At 52.3% G+C, this 22521-nt stretch carries 19 protein-coding genes and 1 pseudogene; all 20 read right to left on the reverse strand.

What is annotated here, in order from left to right; translation table 11 throughout:
- Positions 1-61 precede the first annotated feature (61 nt).
- The 20 genes and pseudogenes from ftsZ to leuO all read right to left on the reverse strand — a co-directional run bounded on the left by ftsZ (position 62) and on the right by leuO (position 22147).
- Complete coding sequence (gene ftsZ / locus AACU94_RS17460; protein ID WP_064525175.1) at positions 62-1213, reverse strand: cell division protein FtsZ; 1152 nt, start codon at positions 1211-1213, stop codon at positions 62-64.
- Positions 1214-1273: 60 nt separating this feature from the next.
- A complete protein-coding gene (gene ftsA, locus AACU94_RS17465) occupies positions 1274-2536 on the reverse strand; it encodes a cell division protein FtsA (protein WP_000588474.1) in 1263 nt (420 codons plus the stop codon).
- Positions 2533-3363: a cell division protein FtsQ gene (gene ftsQ / locus AACU94_RS17470; protein ID WP_000075731.1), complete on the reverse strand. Its 831-nt coding sequence runs from the start codon at positions 3361-3363 to the stop codon at positions 2533-2535. Before ftsQ ends, ftsA begins: the two co-directional genes overlap by 4 nt.
- 1 nt (position 3364) lies before the next feature.
- Positions 3365-4285 carry a D-alanine--D-alanine ligase gene (ddlB, locus tag AACU94_RS17475; RefSeq protein WP_130204924.1) on the reverse strand — a complete coding sequence of 307 codons (921 nt, stop codon included), beginning with the start codon at positions 4283-4285 and terminating at the stop codon, positions 3365-3367.
- Positions 4278-5753 carry a UDP-N-acetylmuramate--L-alanine ligase gene (gene murC, locus AACU94_RS17480; RefSeq protein ID WP_130217412.1) on the reverse strand — a complete coding sequence of 492 codons (1476 nt, stop codon included), beginning with the start codon at positions 5751-5753 and terminating at the stop codon, positions 4278-4280. Before murC ends, ddlB begins: the two co-directional genes overlap by 8 nt.
- 53 nt (positions 5754-5806) lie before the next feature.
- Complete coding sequence (gene murG, locus AACU94_RS17485) at positions 5807-6874, reverse strand: undecaprenyldiphospho-muramoylpentapeptide beta-N-acetylglucosaminyltransferase (protein WP_130204920.1); 1068 nt, start codon at positions 6872-6874, stop codon at positions 5807-5809.
- Positions 6871-8115 (reverse strand): cell division protein FtsW, encoded by a 1245-nt coding sequence (gene ftsW, locus AACU94_RS17490; RefSeq protein WP_130204918.1) that lies wholly within the window; start codon positions 8113-8115, stop codon positions 6871-6873. Before ftsW ends, murG begins: the two co-directional genes overlap by 4 nt.
- Positions 8115-9431 (reverse strand): UDP-N-acetylmuramoyl-L-alanine--D-glutamate ligase, encoded by a 1317-nt coding sequence (gene murD / locus AACU94_RS17495; RefSeq protein ID WP_130217414.1) that lies wholly within the window; start codon positions 9429-9431, stop codon positions 8115-8117. The genes ftsW and murD overlap by 1 nt, the downstream gene beginning before the upstream one ends.
- 2 nt (positions 9432-9433) lie before the next feature.
- On the reverse strand, positions 9434-10516 hold the full coding sequence (gene mraY, locus AACU94_RS17500; protein WP_000964122.1) for a phospho-N-acetylmuramoyl-pentapeptide-transferase: 1083 nt from the start codon (positions 10514-10516) through the stop codon (positions 9434-9436).
- Positions 10510-11868: a UDP-N-acetylmuramoyl-tripeptide--D-alanyl-D-alanine ligase gene (gene murF, locus AACU94_RS17505; RefSeq protein ID WP_130221633.1), complete on the reverse strand. Its 1359-nt coding sequence runs from the start codon at positions 11866-11868 to the stop codon at positions 10510-10512. The genes mraY and murF overlap by 7 nt, the downstream gene beginning before the upstream one ends.
- Entirely contained in the window at positions 11865-13352 is a 1488-nt protein-coding gene (gene murE, locus AACU94_RS17510) for a UDP-N-acetylmuramoyl-L-alanyl-D-glutamate--2,6-diaminopimelate ligase (protein WP_130217418.1), read from the reverse strand. The genes murF and murE overlap by 4 nt, the downstream gene beginning before the upstream one ends.
- Positions 13339-15105, reverse strand: coding sequence for a peptidoglycan glycosyltransferase FtsI (gene ftsI / locus AACU94_RS17515; protein WP_000642222.1), 1767 nt, complete (start codon positions 15103-15105; stop codon positions 13339-13341). Before ftsI ends, murE begins: the two co-directional genes overlap by 14 nt.
- A gap of 15 nt (positions 15106-15120) precedes the next feature.
- Positions 15121-15486 carry a cell division protein FtsL gene (gene ftsL / locus AACU94_RS17520; RefSeq protein WP_000625658.1) on the reverse strand — a complete coding sequence of 122 codons (366 nt, stop codon included), beginning with the start codon at positions 15484-15486 and terminating at the stop codon, positions 15121-15123.
- Positions 15483-16424, reverse strand: coding sequence for a 16S rRNA (cytosine(1402)-N(4))-methyltransferase RsmH (gene rsmH / locus AACU94_RS17525; RefSeq protein ID WP_064525204.1), 942 nt, complete (start codon positions 16422-16424; stop codon positions 15483-15485). The genes ftsL and rsmH overlap by 4 nt, the downstream gene beginning before the upstream one ends.
- A gap of 1 nt (position 16425) precedes the next feature.
- Positions 16426-16884 carry a division/cell wall cluster transcriptional repressor MraZ gene (mraZ, locus tag AACU94_RS17530; protein WP_064525207.1) on the reverse strand — a complete coding sequence of 153 codons (459 nt, stop codon included), beginning with the start codon at positions 16882-16884 and terminating at the stop codon, positions 16426-16428.
- A 599-nt stretch (positions 16885-17483) separates the two neighbouring features.
- On the reverse strand, positions 17484-18488 hold the full coding sequence (cra, locus tag AACU94_RS17535; protein WP_064525210.1) for a catabolite repressor/activator: 1005 nt from the start codon (positions 18486-18488) through the stop codon (positions 17484-17486).
- A gap of 81 nt (positions 18489-18569) precedes the next feature.
- Positions 18570-18656 (reverse strand): hypothetical protein, encoded by an 87-nt coding sequence (locus tag AACU94_RS17540; protein WP_032160836.1) that lies wholly within the window; start codon positions 18654-18656, stop codon positions 18570-18572.
- Positions 18657-18667: 11 nt separating this feature from the next.
- Positions 18668-19159, reverse strand: coding sequence for an acetolactate synthase small subunit (gene ilvN, locus AACU94_RS17545; protein WP_001252744.1), 492 nt, complete (start codon positions 19157-19159; stop codon positions 18668-18670).
- A 2-nt stretch (positions 19160-19161) separates the two neighbouring features.
- Positions 19162-20886, reverse strand: coding sequence for an acetolactate synthase 3 large subunit (gene ilvI, locus AACU94_RS17550; protein WP_135489897.1), 1725 nt, complete (start codon positions 20884-20886; stop codon positions 19162-19164).
- Positions 20887-21203: 317 nt separating this feature from the next.
- Positions 21204-22147, reverse strand: a pseudogene (gene leuO, locus AACU94_RS17555) (transcriptional regulator LeuO).
- Positions 22148-22521: the final 374 nt, after the last annotated feature.

Consider the following 22521-nt stretch of genomic DNA (forward strand, 5'->3'; position numbering starts at 1 on the left):
CTATACATTCGGCAGGCCAGTTTAGCACAAAGAGCCTCGCAACCCAAATTCCAGCTAATTCTTAGTCAGCTTGCTTACGCAGGAATGCCGGGATATCCAGATAATCCGGCTCTTTCACGGTTTGTGGCGTATTGTCGTTCACCACTTTGGCCACGGGCTTCTGCTCTTGCGTCAGCGGCGCCATACCATGCTGCTGGTAACGGTCCATCACTGGCTGTTGAACTTGCTTATTGGTCACGAGGGTGATTTCAGGACGTTTGTCCATACCGATACCTGTAGCAACCACGGTTACGCGCAGTTCATCGTTCATATCCGGGTCAAGAGAAGTACCGATAACCACGGTCGCGTTGTCCGAAGCAAATGCACGGATGGTGTTACCTACGGTTTCGAATTCATCCAGACGCAGGTCGAAGCCCGCAGTGATGTTAACCAGCACGCCGCGCGCGCCAGACAGGTCGATATCTTCCAGCAGCGGAGAAGAAATTGCCATTTCGGCCGCTTCTTCCGCACGGTCTTCACCGCTCGCCACGCCAGAACCCATCATTGCGTAGCCCATTTCAGACATCACAGTACGTACGTCTGCAAAGTCCACGTTCATCAGACCCGGACGAGTAATCAGTTCGGCGATACCCTGAACAGCGCCTTTCAGCACATCGTTAGCTGCGCCAAACGCGTCCAGCAGGGAGATACCGCGGCCCAGAACTTTCAGCAGTTTGTCGTTCGGGATTGTGATCAGTGAGTCCACATGTTTGGATAATTCAGTGATCCCCTGCTCCGCAAATGCCATACGCTTCTTGCCTTCAAAGTTGAAAGGCTTGGTCACGACAGCAACGGTCAGAATACCTAAATCTTTAGCCACTTCAGCAACAACCGGCGCTGCACCTGTACCGGTACCACCGCCCATGCCCGCTGCAATAAAGACCATGTCTGCACCTTCCAGCGCCGCACGCAGTGCATCACGATCCTCATCAGCCGCATTACGGCCAACTTCTGGATTAGCGCCAGCTCCCAGTCCTTTGGTGATACCACTACCGATCTGAATCGTCTGCCCAACCGCTGTTTTACGCAGCGCCTGTGCATCGGTATTTACCGCGAAAAATTCAACACCTTCAATGCGCTCACGCACCATGTGTTCAACAGCATTACCGCCGCCGCCGCCGACGCCGATGACTTTAATCACCGCGTCGTTGGTAAGTTCCATTGGTTCAAACATAGTTTCTCTCCGATATGTGCCTGTCGCCTGAGACCGTAATCACCGCCGGCCTCATAAAAATTAAAATTCTTTTCGCAGCCAACTATTGAGTCGCTTGATCCACGAGCCAACAGATGCTGTAACACGTTTTTCAACTTCCGCTTCACCGTTAAGATGTGACTCTTTCCCGTAATGAAGCAATCCCACTGCCGTTGAATAATACGGCTCCTGAGCGTAATCCGTTAAACCGGTGATATTCAGCGGCGCGCCGATACGCACCTGCGTATGAAACACGCGTTGAGCGCAGGCGGCAAGACCTTCGATCTGCGCCGCGCCACCGGTTAATACAATGCCCGCAGCCAGGTGATGCTTTACGCCTTGTTGGCGAAGCTTTTCCTGCAGCTGCAATATCTCTTCGTTGACCAGGTTGAGCAGCTCGGTATAGCGCGGCTCAATCACCTCCGCCAGCGTCTGACGTTGCAGACTACGCGGCGGACGACCACCTACACTCGGCACTTCCACGCTCTCGTCTTTACCGACGATGGAACCCAGCGCGCAGCCATGACGAACTTTAATCGCTTCGGCGTCGCTTGGCGGTGTGCCAAAGGCATAAGCGATATCACTGGTCACGACATTGCCAGCATAAGGAATTACCTTGGTGTGACGCAATGCCCCGCCAGTATAAACGGCGATATCCATTGTACCACCACCGATATCGACGACGCAGACGCCCAGTTCTCGTTCGTCTTCCGTCAATACCGAATAACTTGATGCCAGTCCGGCAAATATCAGTTGGTCAACTTTCAGGCCACAACGTTCAACGGCTTTCACAATGTTTTTTGCCATATCGTTGTGACATGTGATCAGGTGCACTTTTGCCTGCATACGCACGCCAGAAAGTCCTACCGGATTTTTGATCCCTTCCTGATAGTCAATCGCATACTCTTGCGGGATCACATGCAGCACACGATGTTCATCACGCACGCGCACCGATTTCGCGGTATGGACGACATTTTCTACATCTTCTTGTGTCACTTCTTCTTCAGAAATAGGCACCATACCAATTTCATTCTGGCAGCTGATGTGCTTACCAGAAAGCGCCAGATATACCGAAGAGATCTGACAATCTGCCATCAATTCTGCCTGGTCAATGGCGCGCTGTACGCACTTGACCACGGATTCGAGGTCGTTCACCCCGCCTTTATCCATACCACGTGATGGGCAGCTGCCCACACCAATGATATTGACCATACCGTCGGGCAGAACTTCCCCTACTAAAGCGGCAACCTTCGCGGTACCAATCTCCAGTCCTACTACCAGTTTTCTGTCCGTCGCCTTGATCATTGTTGTTCTGCCTGTGCCTGATTTTGTTGCTGAGTAGATTCCTCTGGTGGCAAGGGCGCCCAGCCGACTGCTGCACCAGAGTCATAACGCAAATCAACGTAGCTAATCCGTTTGCCATCGGTTTGCGCCTGCTGCTGTAAAACCGGATAAAGTTCTACAAAGCGAGCCAAACGTTTCATCGTATCGCCCCGGCCAAGATTGAGCTTAATATCGTTATTCAGCGTCAACTGCCAGGAACGCCGCGCGGTCATCGCCGCTTCCTTCAGAGTAAATCTGTCCTTTGCCAGCATCTGCCCCATTTCGCGATAACCCTGCAACACTTCATTTGCGCTGCCTTCCGGACCATACAACATTGGGAGCACCTGCTTGCTGGTGCGATCTGGCGGAACGCTGAAGGTGTTTCCTTCGGCGTCAACCATATGCTGATCATTCCAACGCGCAATCGGCACATATTCAACCAGATGAATCTTCAATTCATCAGGCCACTGCTTTCTGACGCTCACCTGCTTAATCCACGGCAGGCGTTGTTCAATTTGCGTCTGGATGATGTTTACATCCTGGGTCATAAAGGTACCTGGCTCACCCAATGCCAGGATCGACTGCCGGATATCGTCATTACGCGTGTAATGGCGCTCACCGGTCAACACCAGCTTTGAGAGCGGCAGGCGTTGCGCATCTTCCATCCAGCCCAACACGACCCAGCCGCTCACCAACACTGTCGTTAAAACGGTCAGCAGGAAAAGGATCCCCGCCAGACGCGTTCCATTATTGCGGTGAGAAGAAATCTCTTCTTCACTGTTTCGCGTGTTCAGAGCAGCCTGCGACATATTAGTCCGCCAGTTCCAGAATTCGTACTACCAACTGCGAGAAGCTCATACCCGCCTGACGTGCCGCCATCGGCACCAGACTGTGACTGGTCATACCCGGTGAGGTATTAGCTTCCAGCAGATAAAACTGTCCATCACTGTCCAGCATGACGTCTATACGCCCCCATCCTTTGCATCCTAAAGTCGTCCATGCTTTCAGCACTAATGCCTGCAAATTTGCCTCTTGAGCCACTTCTAAACCTGCCGGGCAGAAATACTGTGTCTCATCAGAGAGATACTTCGCCTCATAATCATAGAAGGTTCCAGCGGGTTGAATACGTATTGACGGTAAAATTTCTTCACCGAGTATCGCAACCGTGAACTCCGGCCCACTTAGCCATTTTTCAATCAATACTTCTTCATCGTGCTGAAATGCCAATCTTAATGCATCTTGCAGAGCATTTTCTGCTACTACTTTTGACATTCCCACACTGGAACCTTCGCGGCTCGGCTTGACGATAAGCGGCAAACCTAAGGCAGAAATTTCTGCTAACTGCTTATCACTAATGCCTTTTTCAAACTCTGCGCGGGTTAATGCTACCCACGGCGCTACCGGTAAACCAGCGCCCTGCCAAAGCAGTTTGCTGCGTAGTTTATCCATTGAAAGCGCAGATGCCATCACTCCACTGCCGGTATAAGGCAAGCCCATCAGCTCGAGCATACCCTGCAGCGTGCCATCTTCACCACCGCGACCGTGCAGAGCGATAAACACTTTCTGAAAGCCCATCGACTTCAGTTGCGTTACGTCGATTTCTTTCGGGTCGACAGGATACGCGTCAATACCGCCTTCACGCAGCCCAGCTAACACTGCCGCGCCAGAATTCAGAGAAACTTCCCGCTCTGCGGAGGTCCCGCCCAACAGGACCGCGATTTTATCAGTCATGTTGCTCTTCCTCCGTAGTTTGCGGCTTCAGTTTGATTTCAGCTAAAGATCGGGCAATTTTTCCGATATTTCCTGCCCCCTGAACGAGGATCAGGTCGTTACCAGTTAATACTGGTGCTAACATCTCGGCCACCTGCGCCGGGTCCGGCACCAGAATCGGATCAATTTTCCCACGGCCACGGATTGTACGACACAACGAACGACTGTCCGCTCCCGGAATAGGCGCTTCGCCTGCCGGATACACTTCCAGCATCAGCAGGGTATCCACCTGAGTCAGCACATTGGCAAAATCATCATACAGGTCGCGAGTGCGGGTGAAACGGTGCGGCTGAAACAGCATCACCAGGTTTTTATCCGGCCAACCTGCTCGCGCCGCTTTAATAGTCGCGTCCACTTCGGTCGGGTGGTGACCATAGTCATCAACCAGCATTGCCGTACCGCTTTTACCATTCACGGGTTCCAATGGAAATTCACCAAGGAAATCAAAGCGGCGTCCGGTCCCCTGGAAACTCTCCAGCGCACGCAAAATAGCCTCGTCTTCAATCCCCTCTTCCGTGGCGACCGCAACGGCAGCGGCAGCATTCAGGGCATTGTGACGACCTGGCGCATTCAGTGTAACGCGCATTGGCTCTTTGTCCTGACGCAGCAGCGTAAAGTGTCCCTGCGGGCCAATCTGCTGATAATCTTCCACACGCACGTCAGCATCTTCGCTGAAGCCATAAGTGGTGGTTTGACGGCCTACACGCGGTAACAATTCGCGAATTACCGGATCGTCAACACACATCACCGCACGACCGTAAAACGGCAAGTTGTGCAGAAAATTAATAAAGGTCTGTTTTAAATTCTCAAAGTCGCCCTGGTAGGTATCCATATGGTCGGCTTCGATATTAGTGACAATCGCTACCATCGGTTGCAGATGCAGGAACGACGCATCGCTTTCATCCGCTTCAGCAATCAGGTAACGACCGTGCCCTAAACGTGCATGAACACCCGCCGCTTTTACCAGCCCACCGTTCACGAAGGTCGGGTCGAGGCCCGCTTCTGCGTAGATGCTGGAAACCATCGCGGTGGTCGTGGTTTTGCCATGCGTCCCGGCAATGGCGATACCATGACGAAAACGCATTAACTCAGCCAGCATTTCAGCACGACGAATAACCGGAATACGTGCCTCATGAGCGGCAACAATTTCCGGGTTATCGGCGGAAATCGCGCTGGAAACTACGACCACACTGGCATCACGCACGTTTTCCGGGCGATGGTTGAAGTAAATCGTCGCTCCCAGATTCGTTAACTGTTGCGTGACTGGGTTTGGCGCTAAATCGGAACCACTGATCTGATACCCTTCATTGGCCAGAACTTCGGCAATACCGCCCATACCGGCACCACCGATGCCGACAAAGTGTATGTGCCGAACGCGACGCATTTCAGGCACGATGTAACGCAGTTTTGCCAATTGTTGTGTATTCATTCTTTACGCCATTAACTTCTCAAATTCATACGATGCAAAAGGCATCGCTACGATTACGCCCGGGCAGCCCGACTCACTTCATTTGCCACTCGCTCGGTGGCATCCGGAATGGATGCAGCTCGGGCGCGTTCTGCCATGGTTAATAAGGTTTCTCGCGACCACCCGGCCAGGGTGTTGGCGACGGCATCCACAGTAAGCTGTGGCTGCTCGATAATTTTGGCCGCGCCCGCTTTTTCCAGCGGCAGCGCATTCCAGTACTGTTGGCGGTCTTTATGTTGAAACGGCACAAACAACGCCGGTAGCCCTGCCGCAGCGATTTCACTCACCGTCAACGCGCCAGAGCGGCAAACGACGACATCCGCCCACGCATAGGCCGCCGCCATATCATCAATAAATTCCGTCACTTTATGCTGCGGTTGCCCCGCTTCGGCATAAGCCTGTTCAACGGTTTGTTGCGAACCTTTGCCGCTCTGATGCCAGATAGTGACTGAATCACCCAGCTTTGCTGCAACCTGCGGCATTGTCTGGTTAAGGATGCGCGCTCCCTGGGAACCACCCACCACCAGAACACGAACCGGACCTTCACGGCCAGCCATACGCTGCTGTGGCAACGGCAGCGCCAGCACATCAGTACGCACCGGGTTACCAACAACTTCGGCATCAGGGAAAGCCCCCGGAAACGCCTGCATCACTTTGGTAGCAATTTTCGCCAGCCATTTATTGGTCAAGCCAGCAATGCCGTTTTGTTCGTGAAGTACGACCGGAATGCCTAACGACCATGCTGCCAGACCACCAGGCCCGGAAACATAGCCGCCCATACCGAGCACCACATCGGGCTTGTAAGCTTTCATAATCGCCCGCGCCTGACGCCAGGCGTTAAAGATCCGCAGCGGAGCCGCGAGCAACGCTTTAATACCCTTGCCGCGCAGACCAGAAATACGAATAAAGTCGATCTCGATACCGTGCTTCGGCACTAAGTCCGCTTCCATACGATCGGCAGTACCCAGCCAGCGAACTTGCCACCCCTGGGCCATTAAATGGTGCGCAACAGCCAGTCCCGGGAACACATGCCCGCCAGTACCGCCTGCCATCACCATTAATCGCTTCCCTTTACCACTCATCGAGAACCTCGTACAAACGCCTGCGCTTTCTCCAGACGTGTTTCATAATCAATACGTAACAGCATCATGATGGCTGTCGACATAATCAGTAAGCTCGAACCACCGTAACTGATCAGCGGCAATGTCAGACCTTTAGTTGGCAACATCCCCGCTGCCGCGCCTACGTTAACCAGCGCCTGGAAGCTAAACCAGATACCAATTGAACAGGCGAGAAAACCGGAAAAACGGTGGTCAATTTCTAACGCTTTACGGCCAATCGACATCGCGCGAAAAGCGACGAAGAATACCATTAAAAGCGCCAGCACCACACCGATATACCCCAGTTCTTCGCCGATTATGGCGAAAATGAAGTCAGTGTGCGCTTCTGGCAGATACTCCAGTTTTTGTACCGAATTGCCTAAACCTTGCCCCCACAATTCGCCACGACCAAAGGCCATCAGGGATTGCGTTAACTGATAGCCGCTACCGAAGGGATCTTCCCACGGGTTCCAGAACGCAGTAACACGGCGGATACGGTACGGTTCGGCGAGGATCAGCAGCACGACCGCTGAAATCCCCATGCCGATAATGGCAATGAACTGCCACAATTTTGCCCCCGCCAGGAACAGCATCGCCAGTGTGGTGACGAACAATACGACTACTGTACCAAGGTCTGGCTGTGCCAGCAGTAACACTGCAAGCACCAGAATTACGCCCATCGGTTTCAGGAAGCCGCGCAGGTTGTTACGTACTTCGTCGCCTTTGCGCACCAGATAGTTGGCGATGTAACAAAACAGCGACAGCTTGGTCAGCTCCGCAGGCTGAATACGCAGCAGGCCGAGATCGATCCAACGTGATGCCCCTTTAACTGAGCTACCTACCACCAGCACGATCATCAGCAGGATGATTGATCCAAGCAGCATCGTGGCGCTGTAACGTTGCCAGAACTCCATCGGCAGACGCAGCGTAATGATCGCCAGAATGAATGCCAGGATCAGATAGACGCCATCACGCTTCGCGAAGAAAAACGGATCGTTGGTTAAGCGCTGCCCAATGGGCATTGACGCCGAAGTCACCATGATAAAGCCGATCGCCGCGAGGCCGAAGGTCAGCCACAGCAAGGTGCGATCGTACATGATCAGGCTGTCGGTATCTTTTTCCCGCGAGCCCATCACCCAGCCTTTAAGCGCCGTGGAGATCCAGACCAGGATACTGAGTCCTGGCAGGCGCGGCATTTTCAGGCGAGGGAGAGATAAACGCATCAACCTAACTCCTTCGCCAGACGGGCGAACTCATTGCCCCGTTGTTCAAAGTTCTTGAACTGATCGAGGCTGGCACAGGCTGGTGACAACAGCACCATATCCCCTGGCTGCACGCGTGGCGCCAGCAAGAGCATCGCCTGCTCCATGGTTTCGGTTTGCTCTGCCACTTCCGGGCGCAGCGCCGCTAACTGGGCGCCATCACGACCAAAACAGTACAAACGCACGTTGTCGCCATTCAGATAGCGCGCCAGTGGACTGAAATCCGCCGATTTGCCATCACCGCCCAGCAACAAATGCAGCGTACCATCTACCTGCAAGCCGTTCAGCGCCGCCTCTGTACTCCCGACGTTGGTGGCTTTCGAATCGTTAATCCAGCGCACGCCGTTATGCTCCAGCACCACTTCAAAACGATGCGGCAGACCAGTAAACGTGGTTAACGCTTTCAGGCTGCTGGCGCGCGGTAACCCTGCGGCATCAGCCAGCGCCAGCGCTGCCAGTGCATTGGTATAGTTATGTTGTCCGGAAAGTTTCATCTCTTTCACGTTCAACACTTTCTCGCCTTTCACACGCAGCCAGGTTTCGCCCTGCTGATGATTCAGGTGATAGTCACCCATGTTGACGCCAAAGCTGACGCAGCGTTCATCCGCACCGCGAACCGGCATCGTTAAGGCATCATCGGCATTGACGACACAAACTTTCGCATTTTCGTAAATGCGCAGTTTTGCCGCACGATATTGCTGCAATCCAAACGGATAGCGATCCATATGATCTTCAGTCACGTTCAGAATGGTCGCCGCCACCGCCTGTAAGCTGGAGGTGGTTTCCAGCTGGAAGCTCGATAGTTCCAGCACGTACAGTTCGCACTCGGCATCCAGCAACATCAACGCAGGCAGGCCAATGTTACCCCCCACGCCGACGTTAACACCTGCCGCTTTCGCCATTTCGCCCACTAAGGTGGTGACAGTGCTTTTGCCGTTAGAACCGGTGATCGCCACAATCGGCGCCTGCGCTTCGCGGCAGAACAGTTCGATATCGCCAACAATTTCAATTCCGGCATCGGCAGCGGCGCTTAAAGATGGATGCGCCAGCGCAATACCGGGGCTGGCGACGATCAGATCGGCTGCCATCAGCCACTCGTCATTAAGACCGCCAGTGTGACGTTCCACCGCTTCGGGTAATTTATCCAGGCCAGGCGGTGTCATACGTGTATCCATAACGCGCGGCGTCACGCCGCGAGCAAGGAAAAAATCCACGCAGGAAAGCCCGGTGAGGCCCAGGCCGATAATAACGACATTTTTACCCTGGTAATCAGCCATGATTAACGTACCTTCAGCGTTGCCAGACCAATCAGGACCAGCATCAGCGAAATAATCCAGAAGCGCACAATGACGCGCGGTTCCGGCCAACCTTTCAGTTCATAGTGGTGATGAATCGGCGCCATGCGGAAAATACGTTGCCCGCGCAGTTTAAAGGAACCGACCTGCAAAATAACCGACAGGGTTTCAACCACAAACACACCGCCCATAATCACCAGCAGGAATTCCTGACGCAGCAGCACAGCGATAATGCCCAGCGCGCCGCCTAATGCCAGCGAACCGACATCGCCCATAAAGACCTGCGCCGGATAGGTGTTAAACCACAAGAAGCCCAGCCCTGCCCCGACTATCGCGGTGCAGACAATAACCAGTTCCCCGGCGTGCCGCAGATACGGTATATGCAAGTAGCTGGCAAAGTTCATGTTGCCGGTTGCCCACGCCACCAGCGCAAAACCACCGGCGACAAATACGGTCGGCATAATCGCCAGCCCGTCGAGGCCATCGGTCAGGTTTACCGCGTTACCGGTACCCACAATGACGAAGTAAGCCAGCAGGATGTAGAACAGCCCCAGCTGCGGCATCACATCTTTAAAGAACGGCACCACCAGCTGCGTTGCTGGCGTGTCTTTCCCGGCAAGATACAGCGCAAAGGCGACGCCCAGCGCGATCACCGACATCCAGAAATACTTCCAGCGCGCAATCAGGCCCTTGGTATCTTTACGCACCACTTTGCGATAGTCGTCGACAAAACCAATGATGCCGTAACCCACCAGCACCACAAGTACGCACCAGACGTACGGGTTGGAGGGGTAAGCCCACAGCAGTACGGAGATCACAATCGCCGTCAGGATCATAATCCCGCCCATGGTCGGCGTACCGCGCTTACTAAAGTGCGATTCCGGGCCATCGTTACGAACGACCTGACCAAAGGAGAGTTTTTGCAAATGGGCAATCATACGCGGGCCCATCCACAATGAGATGAACAGCGCGGTCAGCAGGCTGACGATGGCGCGAAACGTCAGATAGGAAAAGACGTTAAAGCCGGAATAATATTTGACCAAATGTTCGGCCAGCCAAACTAGCATGTCCCATTCTCCTGTAAAGCGCGTACCACCTCTTCCATGGCGGCACTACGTGAACCCTTAACTAAAATCGTAATCACCTGTTGCTCTGCAATCAGTGATTTAAGACGCGCAATTAACGCGGATTTATCAGCAAAATGTTCGCCAACGCCGCTGGCGGTGCTGATAGCATGGCTTTGTTTACCCACGCTTAACACGCGGTCAATACCAGCCGCCTTCGCCGCTTCGCCCACCTGTACATGGCAGGCTTCGCTTTCAGCGCCCAGTTCCGCCATATCGCCCACCACCAGCACGCGGTAGCCCGGCATTTCAGCCAGTACCTGGACTGCTGCGGTCATTGAACCGACATTGGCGTTGTAGGAGTCGTCAAGCAGCAACTGGTTTTCCGCCAGTTGAATGGGGAACAGACGGCCTGGAACAGCTTTCAGATTTGCCAGCCCCGCTTTGATAGCATCAAGCGTTGCGCCCACGGACATGGAGAGCGCGGCGGCTGCCAGCGCATTCGCAATATTGTGACGCCCCGGTAGCGGTAGCAGAACATCGACGCTACCCGTTGGGGTTTGTAGCGTAAATTCCGTACCGTGCGAAGTCACATGGATATTGGTGGCGGTGAAATCGCTGTTGGCGGCATTGGGTGAGAAACGCCACACTTTGCGTGAGCCAATTACGCTCTGCCAGTTCAGCCAGTCGTTGTTGTCGGCGTTCATAATGGCGATACCGTTTTCCGGCAGGCCGGTAAAGATTTCGCCTTTCGCTTTTGCCACGCCAGCCAAAGAACCGAAACCTTCCAGATGCGCCGCCGCCAGATTGTTGACCAGCGCCGCTTCCGGGCGAGTCAGGCTAACGGTCCAGGCAATTTCGCCCTGATGGTTCGCGCCAAGCTCAATTACCGCGTAATCGTATTCCGGCGTTAAGCGCAGCAGCGTCATTGGCACGCCGATGTCGTTGTTGAGATTGCCTGCCGTATAAAGCGTGTTGCCGCACTGGCTTAAAATCGCCGCCGTCATCTCTTTAACGGAGGTTTTACCGGAGGAACCTGTCAGAGCAACCACGCGCGCCGGAACTTGCTGGCGAACCCATGCAGCCAGTTCACCAAATGCCAGACGCGTGTCTTTAACGATTAACTGCGGCAGGTCGATATCCAGAGGACGGCTGACCAGTAGTGCGCCCGCGCCGCCAGCTTTCGCCTGGTCGGCAAAATCGTGGGCATCGAAACGTTCGCCTTTCAGGGCAACAAACAGGCAGCCCGGCGTCAGTTTTCGCGTGTCAGTGGTTACGGCATCCAGGGTGATATCTGCCCCTTTTAGTTCACCGTTGAGAATATCGGTAAGTTGGCTAAGGGTTACGCTAATCATGCGATCACCCCCAGCAAACGCGCCACCGTGACGCGATCGGAGTAATCCAGGCGCTGATTGCCAACAATCTGGTAATCTTCATGGCCTTTGCCCGCGACCAGCACCACATCGTTCTCTTTAGCCTGCATAACGGCGCAAGTCACCGCTTCGGCGCGGCCTTCCATCACTTTGGCATGTCCGGCATCTAACATTCCCGCCAGAATATCGTTGATGATGGCGCGCGGTTCTTCGGTACGCGGGTTATCGTCAGTTACTACCGCCACGTCAGCAAACTCTTCAGCAATCGCCCCCATCAGTGGACGCTTGCCTTTATCACGATCGCCGCCACAGCCGAAGACGCACCACAGCTTGCCTGCACAGTGAAGACGTGCAGCCTGCAAAGCTTTTTCCAGTGCATCCGGGGTGTGAGCGTAATCCACAACCACCGTCGGTTTGCCCGGTGCAGTAAACACTTCCATACGTCCGCAAACCGGTTGCAGACGCGCGGCGGTTTTTAACAGGTCAGCCAGCGGGTAGCCCAGTGCCAGCAGCGTCGCCAGCGCGAGCAGCAGGTTGCTGACGTTAAAAGCGCCCATCAGATGGCTTTCAATTTCCCCATCGCCCCAGCTTGAGCTAAAGCGAATGGTTGCGCCGCTGTCGTGATAGTTCACGTCGGTCGCTTTCAACCAGCGGCCATGACAGTTCAGATTGATATGGTCTTCCATCGACACCGCAACTGCATCCGGCAGTTTTGCCAGCCAGCGACGGCCTACTTCGTCATCGGCGTTGACTATCGCCTGACCACAATGATGTTCAGAATAAAGCAGCCATTTTGCGGCTTCGTAATGTTCCATATCACCGTGATAATCAAGGTGATCGCGGCTTAAGTTGGTAAAGACCGACGCCGCAAATTTCAATGCTGCCACACGGTGTTGTACCAGCCCATGGGAGGAAACTTCCATTGCGCAAAAAGTCGCGCCCTGATCCACCAGCCCCGCCAGCTCATGCTGAACGTCGACTGCCGAACCGGTCGTGTTTTCCGTCGGAATAACTTTACCCAGCAGGCCGTTACCTACGGTACCCATCACCGCGCTGGTTTCACCAAGCAACTGACTCCACTGCGCCAGAAGCTGGGTAGTGGTGGTTTTGCCGTTGGTACCCGTTACGCCCACGAGACGTAAATTGTCAGAGGGTTCATGGTAAAAGCGGCCCGCCAGCGCTGATAAACGCTCATTGAGCTGGCTGAGATAGATGACCGGTACGCCGTGCATTTCACGGATTTCACCATCGGTCGCCTCATCTTTCGCCTCTGCAATAATGGCAGCCACACCTTGCGCTATCGCCTGCGGGATATATCGACGCCCGTCCGCCTGATGACCTACTACAGCTACAAAAAGATCGCCCGACGCAGCCACACGGCTGTCGAGTGTCATCTCTCGCAGTGCTCTCGAAGGTGCGTTTGGCACCCACGGAGCAAGAAGGTCGCGCAAATTACGATCTGCCACCTGTCCCCTCGCCTTGATTAATCACAAATTCGTTTTTATCACCCGTTGTCAGCGCATCCGGTTCGATGTTCATGGTGCGCAATACGCCGCCCATGATGGCACCAAAGACCGGCGCGGAAACGGCGCCGCCGTAGTATTTACCCGCCTGCGGATCGTTGATAACAACAACCAGCGCGAAGCGCGGCTGACTCGCAGGCGCAACGCCTGCGGTATAAGCAATATATTTATTGATGTAGCGACCATCCGGCCCGACCTTTTTCGCGGTACCGGTTTTAATGGCGATACGATAGCCTTTAATCGCCGCCTTCACGCCACCGCCGCCCGGTAGTGCCACGCTTTCCATCATATGCACCACAGTGCGGACAATGGATTCCGGGAAGACACGTTCACCAGGAACCGGGGGGTCAACCTTGGTAATCGACAGCGGGCGATAGATGCCATAGCTGCCGATGGTTGCGTAGACTCGCGCTAACTGTAACGGTGTTACCATTAGCCCGTAGCCGAAAGAGAAGGTGGCCCTCTCTATGTCAGACCACCGTTGTTTTTGAGGATATAAGCCACTGCGTTCTCCGACCAACCCCAAATTGGTCGCTTTTCCCAACCCAAAACGTGAGTAAGTATCTACTAACGCTGAGGACGGCATCGCTAACGCCAGCTTGGAAACACCGACGTTACTCGACTTCTGTAATACCCCGGTCAGGGTTAATTCGCTATAGCGCGCCACGTCTTTAATTTCGTGGCCGTTAATTCGATAAGGAACGGTATTAAGCACCGAGTTTTCCCGCACCACACCACGTTGCAACGCGGTCATCACCACCATCGGTTTAACAGTAGAACCCGGTTCAAACACGTCGGTAATGGTACGGTTACGCATCGCCTCTTTTGGCGTGCCACTCAGATTGTTGGGGTTGTAAGACGGGCTGTTGGCCATCGCCAGCACTTCACCGGTGTTGACATCCACCAGCACGGCGCTGCCGGATTCAGCCTTGTTAAAGGCCACGGCGTTGTTCAGTTCGCGATAAACCAGCGCCTGCAAGCGTTCATCAATACTCAACGCCAGGTTATGCGCCGCCTGGCTGTCGGTAGAAGAAATATCTTCGATTACACGGCCATAGCGGTCTTTACGCACAATACGTTCGCCCGGTTGCCCGGTAAGCCATTTATCAAAACTTTTCTCGACACCCTCAATCCCCTGGCTATCGACGTTGGTAAAGCCAATGAGGTGAGCGGTCACTTCGCCAGACGGGTAGTAACGGCGAGATTCTTCGCGCAGATGAATCCCCGGCAGCTTCAGTTTTTTGATGTATTCAGCCATGTCAGGGTTAACCTGACGCGCCAGATAGATAAAGCGCCCTTTCGGGTTGGCATTAATGCGGGCGGAAAGTTGATCCAGCGGAATATTGAGCGCGTTAGCCAGCGCCTTCCAACGGTCGCCGACGCTGATGCCGCCAGCTTCATGCACTTCTTTCGGGTCGGCCCAGATCGCTTTTACTGGCACACTTACTGCTAACGGGCGACCAGAACGGTCGGTAATCATGCCGCGGGAGGTGGAGACTTGCTGAACGCGAAGAGAGCGCATGTCGCCCTCTTTCACCAGCATATCCGGGGAGATTACCTGCAACCAGGCAACGCGCCCCAGCAGGAAAGCCAGTGCCAATAAAATACAGCCGCATAACAACGCAAAACGCCAACTGATAAAGTTGGCATGTTCTTCCTGACGTTTTGGTTTCTGCGTTTTCGCCGCTGCTTTCATGCGTCGCGTTTATCCTTATTTTTGCACTACGATATTTTCTTGTGATGGATCAACATGCTGCATTTGCAGCTTCTCCGTGGCGATCCGTTCCACCCGGCTATGGTCGCCGAGCGCATTCTCTTCAAGAATGAGGTTGCGCCATTCAATGTCTAAAGCGTCTCGCTCCAGCACCAGTTGTTCGCGCTGAGCGGTGAGCAAACGGGTATGGTGCGCCGTGGTCACCACAGTCACCGCCGTCAAAATAATGCAAATGAACAGGCAGAGCGGCAGCTTCCCAAACCGCAAAAGATCGTCACCGATAACGCCAGGCAAGGCATGGCGCTCGTGGCTTCCCATCGATCCTTTAACTTTGCTGAGGGCTTCTGTCACTCTGCTGATCATGCGTTCGTCCTCTCTGCAATACGCAGAACTGAACTACGGGCACGAGGGTTCTCTGCCACCTCTTCTTCGCCCGGCATCAACTTACCTAGTGCTCGCAACTGACGGCCACCCAGTTTTTTGAGCTGCTCTTCAGTCATCGGTAACCCTGCCGGAACTTGTGGACCGCGACTGTTTTCACGCATAAAGCGTTTCACAATACGATCTTCCAGCGAATGAAAACTGATGATCGAAAGCCGCCCACCTGGGGCCAGCACGTTAAGCGAGCTTTTTAGCGCCTGCTCTATCTCCTCCAGTTCACTGTTCACCCAAATGCGCACCGCCTGGAAGGTACGGGTCGCGGGATGTTTGAATTTGTCTTTCACCGGCGTTGCGGCAGCAACGACTTCTGCCAGTTCTTTAGTGCGGGTCATCGGCTGTTCGCGGTTACGCTCGACAATGGCGCGTGCAATACGTTTAGCAAAACGCTCTTCGCCATAGGTTTTTAATACCCAGGCAATATCGGATTCTTCTGCGGTTTGTAGCCATTCGGCGGCAGACTGACCGCGTGTCGGGTCCATACGCATGTCCAACGGGCCATCACGCATAAAGGAAAAACCGCGTTCAGCATCATCGAGTTGCGGTGAAGAGACGCCAAGATCGAGCAGAATGCCGTCGATCTTGCCGATAAGATCGCGTTCGGCGACATATTCGCCCAGCGCAGAGAAAGGTCCATGAATGATGGAGAAGCGCGGATCATCAATAGTCTTCGCGACGGCAATAGCCTGCGGGTCGCGATCGATTGCCAACAAGCGTCCCGTTTCGCCAAGTTGCGAAAGAATCAGACGTGAGTGACCACCGCGACCAAAAGTTCCATCAATGTAGATACCGTCAGGACGGATATTGAGGCCATTTACGGCTTCGTCCAGCAGTACCGTGGTATGTTTATAGTTTTCCATCATTTTATAGAGACAAGTCCTGCAGTCGCTCCGACAAGTTTTCGGTAACAGACTGTTCAGCGTCGATATCTTCCCTGACCTGTTGATGCCAGGTCGTTTCATCCCACAGTTCGAACTTATTGAACTGCCCGACCAGCATCACTTCTTTCGTCAGCCCGGCATGCTGCCGCAACACAGGCGCGATTAATAATCGACCTGCGCTATCCAGCTGACACTCACTGGCATGCCCTAACAGAAGGCGTTGAACACGACGTTCAACAGGGTTCATGCTCGAAAGACGCGATAATTTGTGCTCGATAATTTCCCATTCAGGAAGGGGGTAAAGCAGCAGGCACGGGTGATGAATGTCAATGGTACACACCATTTGACCGGCAGCGCTCCCGAGCAGTTCTTCCCGATAACGGGTAGGCACCGATAAGCGCCCTTTACTGTCGAGATTGACTAACGTTGCTCCCCGGAACATGCCAGTCTCCCCCCGATTACCACTTTATCCCACAAATTCCCACTAAAAGGAGTTTACGGAGCGGAGGAAAAGCTTGTCAAGCCAGGAACATTCCTTACCGAAGCAAAAAACCCAATGTTTACGGCTAATATCTGCATTGTTTAAAAATCGCCCAACAAACGAAGCAAATTAACGTCATGAATAGTTGTAAGAAAAAATCCCATTCATCATTACCGTTTTAAAAACGACTCGATTTTCCTTAATGGAAATATAAAGTGTCAGTTTGCGACGCGAGCGGCATTTTAGGACATATCTCCCCCGGATAACAGTCCCTGTTGCACGTGCGCCATGCCTGATGCCAGCGACTTTGGACAAAAGTTTAGAAAAGTGTTTGTTTAATCGGCAATTGCCGATTTGCTTGTAACAAAATAATGCAATTGCAATCTACCGTTACGAGTTAATTATCATTCAGCGCAGCGAATGGAGTTAATTGGCAGGATATTCAGGAGGGCTTATGGATAATTGTCCAGAATAGTCTTATTTACATTATGGATATCGATGTCCAATTACGTACTCAATGCGCCAGAGGTAAAATCCACTGGCGCATCTTTTCGTAATGTTTATCTACGGCTTAGTACACCACGACGATAGAGATTACGTTTAATGCGTGTTAAGCCTGGTTTTGGTTTGCGCGGCTCGTCCAGACTGGCGAGCACAATCTCCAGTACGCGTTCCGCAACATCGCGATGACGCTGGGCTACCGCCAGTACCGGACACTGTAAGAAGTCGAGCAATTCGTTGTCACCAAAGGTCGCAATTGCCAAATCAGAAGGCAGTTTGCCATCGCGGCGCAGCGTGACATCCATAACGCCTTGCAACAACGCAAATGAGGTGGTGAACAGCGCCTGCGGCATCGGATGCGTTTCCAGCCATTTTTCGAACAACTGGGCAGCGGTTTCTCGCTCATAACTGTTGGCATAAAGGAAATGCACTTCGCGTGGATCATCTTTCCAGGCGGTACGGAAACCCTGCTCGCGCAGGAAGCTGACAGAAAGCTCCGGCAACGCGCCAAGATAAAGCACCGTCTCAGCAGGAAACTTACGTAACTCTTCGGCCAGCATTTCTGCATCATCCTGGTCGGCACCAACCACGCTGGTGAAGTGTTCACGATCGAGGGCGCGATCCAGCGCGACAATCGGGAACGGGTCGTTAGCCCAGCGTTGATAAAAAGGATGCTCCGGCGGCAGCGACGTCGAAACAATGATGGCATCGACCTGACGCTGCAAAAGATGCTCAATACAGCGCATTTCGTTGTCTGGCTGATCTTCTGAGCAGGCAATCAGCAGTTGATAACCCCGTTGCCGTGCCTGGCGTTCAAGATAGTTAGCGATACGGGTGTAACTTGTGTTCTCCAGATCGGGGATCACAAGACCAATCGAACGTGTGCGTCCAGCACGAAGCCCAGCAGCCACGGCATTTGGGTGGTAATTGTGCTCACGCACCACTGCCATGACTTTTTCAACGGTTTTGTCGCTCACACGGTATTGCTTCGCTTTGCCGTTAATAACATAGCTTGCAGTGGTCCGCGACACTCCCGCCAGCCGAGCGATTTCATCCAGTTTCACAATTGCCCCTTGAGTAAAATGTAAAAACCATACCCATTGTACTGGCATGGGTTAAATTCATTAACATCTAAGCGCAGAAAATTAACTGCGGCAACTGCTTTTATTCCAGGTTCCCACTGAATTCGCAAAAAAAGCCCAACGTGACATGTTGGGCTGTAAATTGCGCATTGAGATCATTCTCAACGCATTATTTTATCGCCGCGCGAAAGTCCTACTACACCGGAACGAGCGACCTCCACAATTTTCGCCACATCGCGAATCGATGCTAAAAATGCATCAAGCTTATCGCTGGTTCCCGCCAATTGAACGGTATAAAGCGATGGCGTGACATCAATGATTTGCCCACGGAATATTTCCGTATTGCGCTTCACTTCGTCACGTCCGTAGCCACTGGCCTGAATTTTCACCAGCATGATTTCCCGCTCAACATGCGCCCCCTGCCCCAGTTCGCTAACACGCAGCACATCGACCAGCTTGTGTAATTGCTTTTCAATCTGCTCCAACACTTTTTCATCGCCCACGGTCTGGATAGTCATACGCGATAATGTCGGATCGTCGGTTGGCGCAACGGTCAGGCTTTCAATGTTATAGCCCCGTTGGGAAAAGAGGCCGATCACGCGGGATAACGCGCCTGATTCATTTTCGAGTAATACGGATAATATCCGGCGCATAATCAGGTTCTCTCCGTTTTGCTTAACCACATTTCATCCATTCCGCCGCCACGAATCTGCATCGGGTAGACGTGCTCGCTGCCATCAACAGTGACATCAACAAACACCAGGCGATTATTGCGGACCTGTTCCAGTGCCTCGCTAAGTTTGTTTTCCAGCTCTTGCGGATGAGAGATCTGGATCCCAACATGGCCATAGGCTTCCGCCAGACGAACGAAATCCGGTAGCGACTGCATATAAGATTGTGAATGGCGGCCGGAATAGATCATGTCCTGCCACTGCTTCACCATCCCCAGATAGCGGTTATTGAGATTCACCACCAGCACCGGCAGTTCATATTGCAAAGCGGTAGACAGTTCCTGAATGTTCATCTGAATGCTGCCGTCGCCAGTGACACAGACCACGGTTTCTTCTGGCAATGCCATTTTGACACCCAGCGCCGCAGGCAAACCAAAGCCCATAGTGCCGAGGCCACCGGAGTTGATCCAGCGGCGCGGTTTGTCGAAAGGATAATAAAGCGCTGCGAACATCTGGTGCTGCCCGACGTCGGACGTGACATATGCATCGCCTTTCGTCAGTCGCCAGAGTGTCTCGATCACCGCTTGCGGTTTAATCTTTTCGCTCTGAGTGTCGTATTTAAGGCACTGGCGAGCGCGCCACTGTTCAATCTGTTGCCACCAGTCACGAATTTCATCCAACGGTTGGTGAGCCGTTTCTAGTGCCAGCAACTCCAGCATTTGATCCAGCACCAACCGCGCGTCACCAACGATCGGAATGTCGGCGGTAACGGTTTTTGAGATCGACGTTGGATCGATATCAATATGTAAAACCGTTGCATTCGGGCAGTACTTGGCCAGATTGTTAGTGGTGCGATCGTCAAAGCGCACGCCGACCGCAAAAATAACATCGGCATTATGCATGGTCATATTGGCTTCGTAGGTACCGTGCATTCCCAGCATCCCCAGCGCCTGACGATGCGTTGCCGGAAACGCCCCCAGTCCCATTAATGAAGAGACGACGGGAAGATTAAGCTGCTCAATAATCTGTTTGAGTTGTTGATGGCAACTCGCAGTCACGGCGCCGCCGCCAACGTAAACTACCGGTTTTTTCGCTGCCGCCAGTGTCTGCAATGCGCGTTTAATCTGCCCCTTATGACCCAGTGTTGTCGGGTTATAAGAGCGCATACTGACTGACTCCGGCCAAACGTAGGGTAATTTGTTCGCCGGATTAAGAATATCTTTCGGTAAATCAACCACCACTGGCCCAGGACGACCACTTGCCGCCAGCCAGAATGCCTTTTTCAGCACCTGAGGAATGTCTTCCGTTTGCTTAACCAGGAAACTGTGTTTGACCACCGGGCGGGAAATTCCCACCATGTCGCACTCCTGAAAGGCATCGTAGCCTATCAGCGAGGTCGCTACCTGACCAGAAAGGACAACCAAGGGAATGGAGTCCATATAAGCAGTAGCGATACCAGTAATCGCGTTAGTCGCCCCAGGACCCGACGTCACCAGCACAACCCCCACTTCCCCGGTTGCACGTGCCAGGCCATCGGCCATATGCACAGCCGCTTGCTCATGACGAACTAATACGTGATCGATACCCCCCACGGTATGCAATGCATCGTAAATATCAAGGACCGCGCCTCCGGGATAACCGAATACTTGTTTAACGCCCTGATCGATAAGCGATCGGACGACCATCTCGGCTCCAGACAACATCTCCATGGCCTGCCTCACTGTTTGGCGGAAAAAATGTGTAAAACACATTAACCGTCCGATCTTGCTTAAGCAATTGGCAGACAGAGTCACAAACGTGAAGAAATAAGAATAAACAGGAGGAAAGGAGAAAAGAAACGATAAAATACTCCAGAATGAAGGCGTAAATTGATAATAAATTGGCTAGATTCGACTACTTACAGCAATTTCTCTATTTTTTTAATTATTCATGAAATCTGGCGCACATGCATTTAGAATAAAATTCTGCATTTAATAAAAAAAGCAGAATAAACCAGAAAGGAATGCCTGATTTATTCTGCTTTTGTTTAGCGTTTACATATAGAAATTAATTGCTCTTCCATCCATTGATGGCCTTTATCGCGCCCGGCAGCTTCATGCCAGGAGAGATAACAGGTTCTGCTATTCTGTTTTAATGGCAGCGGCAATATCTGTAATTCTAAAGATTCGGCGAACTCTTCAGCCAGCCAACGAGGCGCAATAGCGACCAGGTGAGTTTGCGACACCACGCTAAGGACGCTCATCATTGCCATGCCTGATAAGCAATACTGGCTTGCTTATCTACTGTGTCGTACCACGGTTGACTAAATGAGGCGAAACGATCGAGCGAAACCGCCGCATGTTGTTCGTTATAAACATCATGTTTCAGTAATGGACCCTTAATATGCGGATGGTTCTTACTGGCTACCAGCACCATTTCATCTTTAAATAACGGCACACTGGTAAATTCAGGGCGGTGGAAATCTTCATAACTTATAACGAACTCCGTTTCCTGATAGCGCAACTGATGTTCAGTGTTCTGATTTAATGAAGACTTGAACATAACATGTATATTTGGCGCAATCTGCTCAATGTGATTATAAATCTGCGAGGTCAGAATGCTGTCTAATGGGCTGCAAACACAGAGATGGAATACCCGCTCGCTACTGGCTGGCTCAAAACCTGAACCTGGTAATTCGTTTTGCACTAATTGCAGCGCCTGGCGCACAGAACCAAAAAGCTGAAATGCGCGGGCAGTCGGCTGGATACCACGACCATAACGAACAAACAACTCGTCATTAAACATCACTTTCAGGCGTGCAACAGCGTTACTGACCGCAGGTTGCGACATTCCCAGAACATGAGCGGCACGAGTAATATTCTGCTCCTGCATCACGGCATCGAAAACAGTTAATAAGTTTAGATCGACCATGCGCAGCTGTGGCTTACTAAAATCTGCTGGTTCTGGATGATCTGTTTTTACCTCTGGCATACTTAACTCCACTGTCACACTTAACTCCCTTTTCCTTACCGGAATGCAGAAAAAAAATAATCCTGAAAAATATGATTTACCATACATATAAAATAAGAAAAAGGAAAATGAGTAAAATTAGGAAAACATAAAGATAAGAGTTCTGTTTAAAACAAAACCCACCGCCGCGCAGAAAGTCACCCACCACAGCATGATTATCTATAATGTTTTTGTCACACAAACAATATAATCATAATCACCATGAATGCTCAATCATCCGTGATATGTATAAAATCGCCACTTTAATTAAAAATTTATATATTAATCACCCATATCTTCCTTATTAACTTATCAATAATATAAGCTTCATCAATAATTAAACATTCATCAAATAA

This window comes from Escherichia sp. E4702 (assembly GCF_963883545.1).
In the GTDB taxonomy this organism is placed as follows: Bacteria; Pseudomonadota; Gammaproteobacteria; order Enterobacterales; family Enterobacteriaceae; genus Escherichia.

Bases quoted from the DNA above. Each gene is read 5' to 3' on its own strand.
- ftsW (WP_130204918.1), bottom strand. From the start codon at position 8,115: ATGCGTTTATCTCTCCCTCGCCTGAAAATGCCGCGCCTGCCAGGACTC.
- ilvI (WP_135489897.1), bottom strand. From the start codon at position 20,886: ATGGAGATGTTGTCTGGAGCCGAGATGGTCGTCCGATCGCTTATCGAT.
- ftsZ (WP_064525175.1), bottom strand. From the start codon at position 1,213: ATGTTTGAACCAATGGAACTTACCAACGACGCGGTGATTAAAGTCATC.
- ftsI (WP_000642222.1), bottom strand. From the start codon at position 15,105: ATGAAAGCAGCGGCGAAAACGCAGAAACCAAAACGTCAGGAAGAACAT.
- murF (WP_130221633.1), bottom strand. From the start codon at position 11,868: ATGATTAGCGTAACCCTTAGCCAACTTACCGATATTCTCAACGGTGAA.
- rsmH (WP_064525204.1), bottom strand. From the start codon at position 16,424: ATGATGGAAAACTATAAACATACCACGGTACTGCTGGACGAAGCCGTA.
- ftsQ (WP_000075731.1), bottom strand. From the start codon at position 3,363: ATGTCGCAGGCTGCTCTGAACACGCGAAACAGTGAAGAAGAGATTTCT.
- murG (WP_130204920.1), bottom strand. From the start codon at position 6,874: ATGAGTGGTAAAGGGAAGCGATTAATGGTGATGGCAGGCGGTACTGGC.
- AACU94_RS17540 (WP_032160836.1), bottom strand. From the start codon at position 18,656: ATGCGCAATTTACAGCCCAACATGTCACGTTGGGCTTTTTTTGCGAAT.
- murC (WP_130217412.1), bottom strand. From the start codon at position 5,753: ATGAATACACAACAATTGGCAAAACTGCGTTACATCGTGCCTGAAATG.
- murD (WP_130217414.1), bottom strand. From the start codon at position 9,431: ATGGCTGATTACCAGGGTAAAAATGTCGTTATTATCGGCCTGGGCCTC.
- ddlB (WP_130204924.1), bottom strand. From the start codon at position 4,285: ATGACTGATAAAATCGCGGTCCTGTTGGGCGGGACCTCCGCAGAGCGG.
- ftsA (WP_000588474.1), bottom strand. From the start codon at position 2,536: ATGATCAAGGCGACGGACAGAAAACTGGTAGTAGGACTGGAGATTGGT.
- mraY (WP_000964122.1), bottom strand. From the start codon at position 10,516: ATGCTAGTTTGGCTGGCCGAACATTTGGTCAAATATTATTCCGGCTTT.
- ilvN (WP_001252744.1), bottom strand. From the start codon at position 19,159: ATGCGCCGGATATTATCCGTATTACTCGAAAATGAATCAGGCGCGTTA.
- mraZ (WP_064525207.1), bottom strand. From the start codon at position 16,884: ATGTTCCGGGGAGCAACGTTAGTCAATCTCGACAGTAAAGGGCGCTTA.
- ftsL (WP_000625658.1), bottom strand. From the start codon at position 15,486: ATGATCAGCAGAGTGACAGAAGCCCTCAGCAAAGTTAAAGGATCGATG.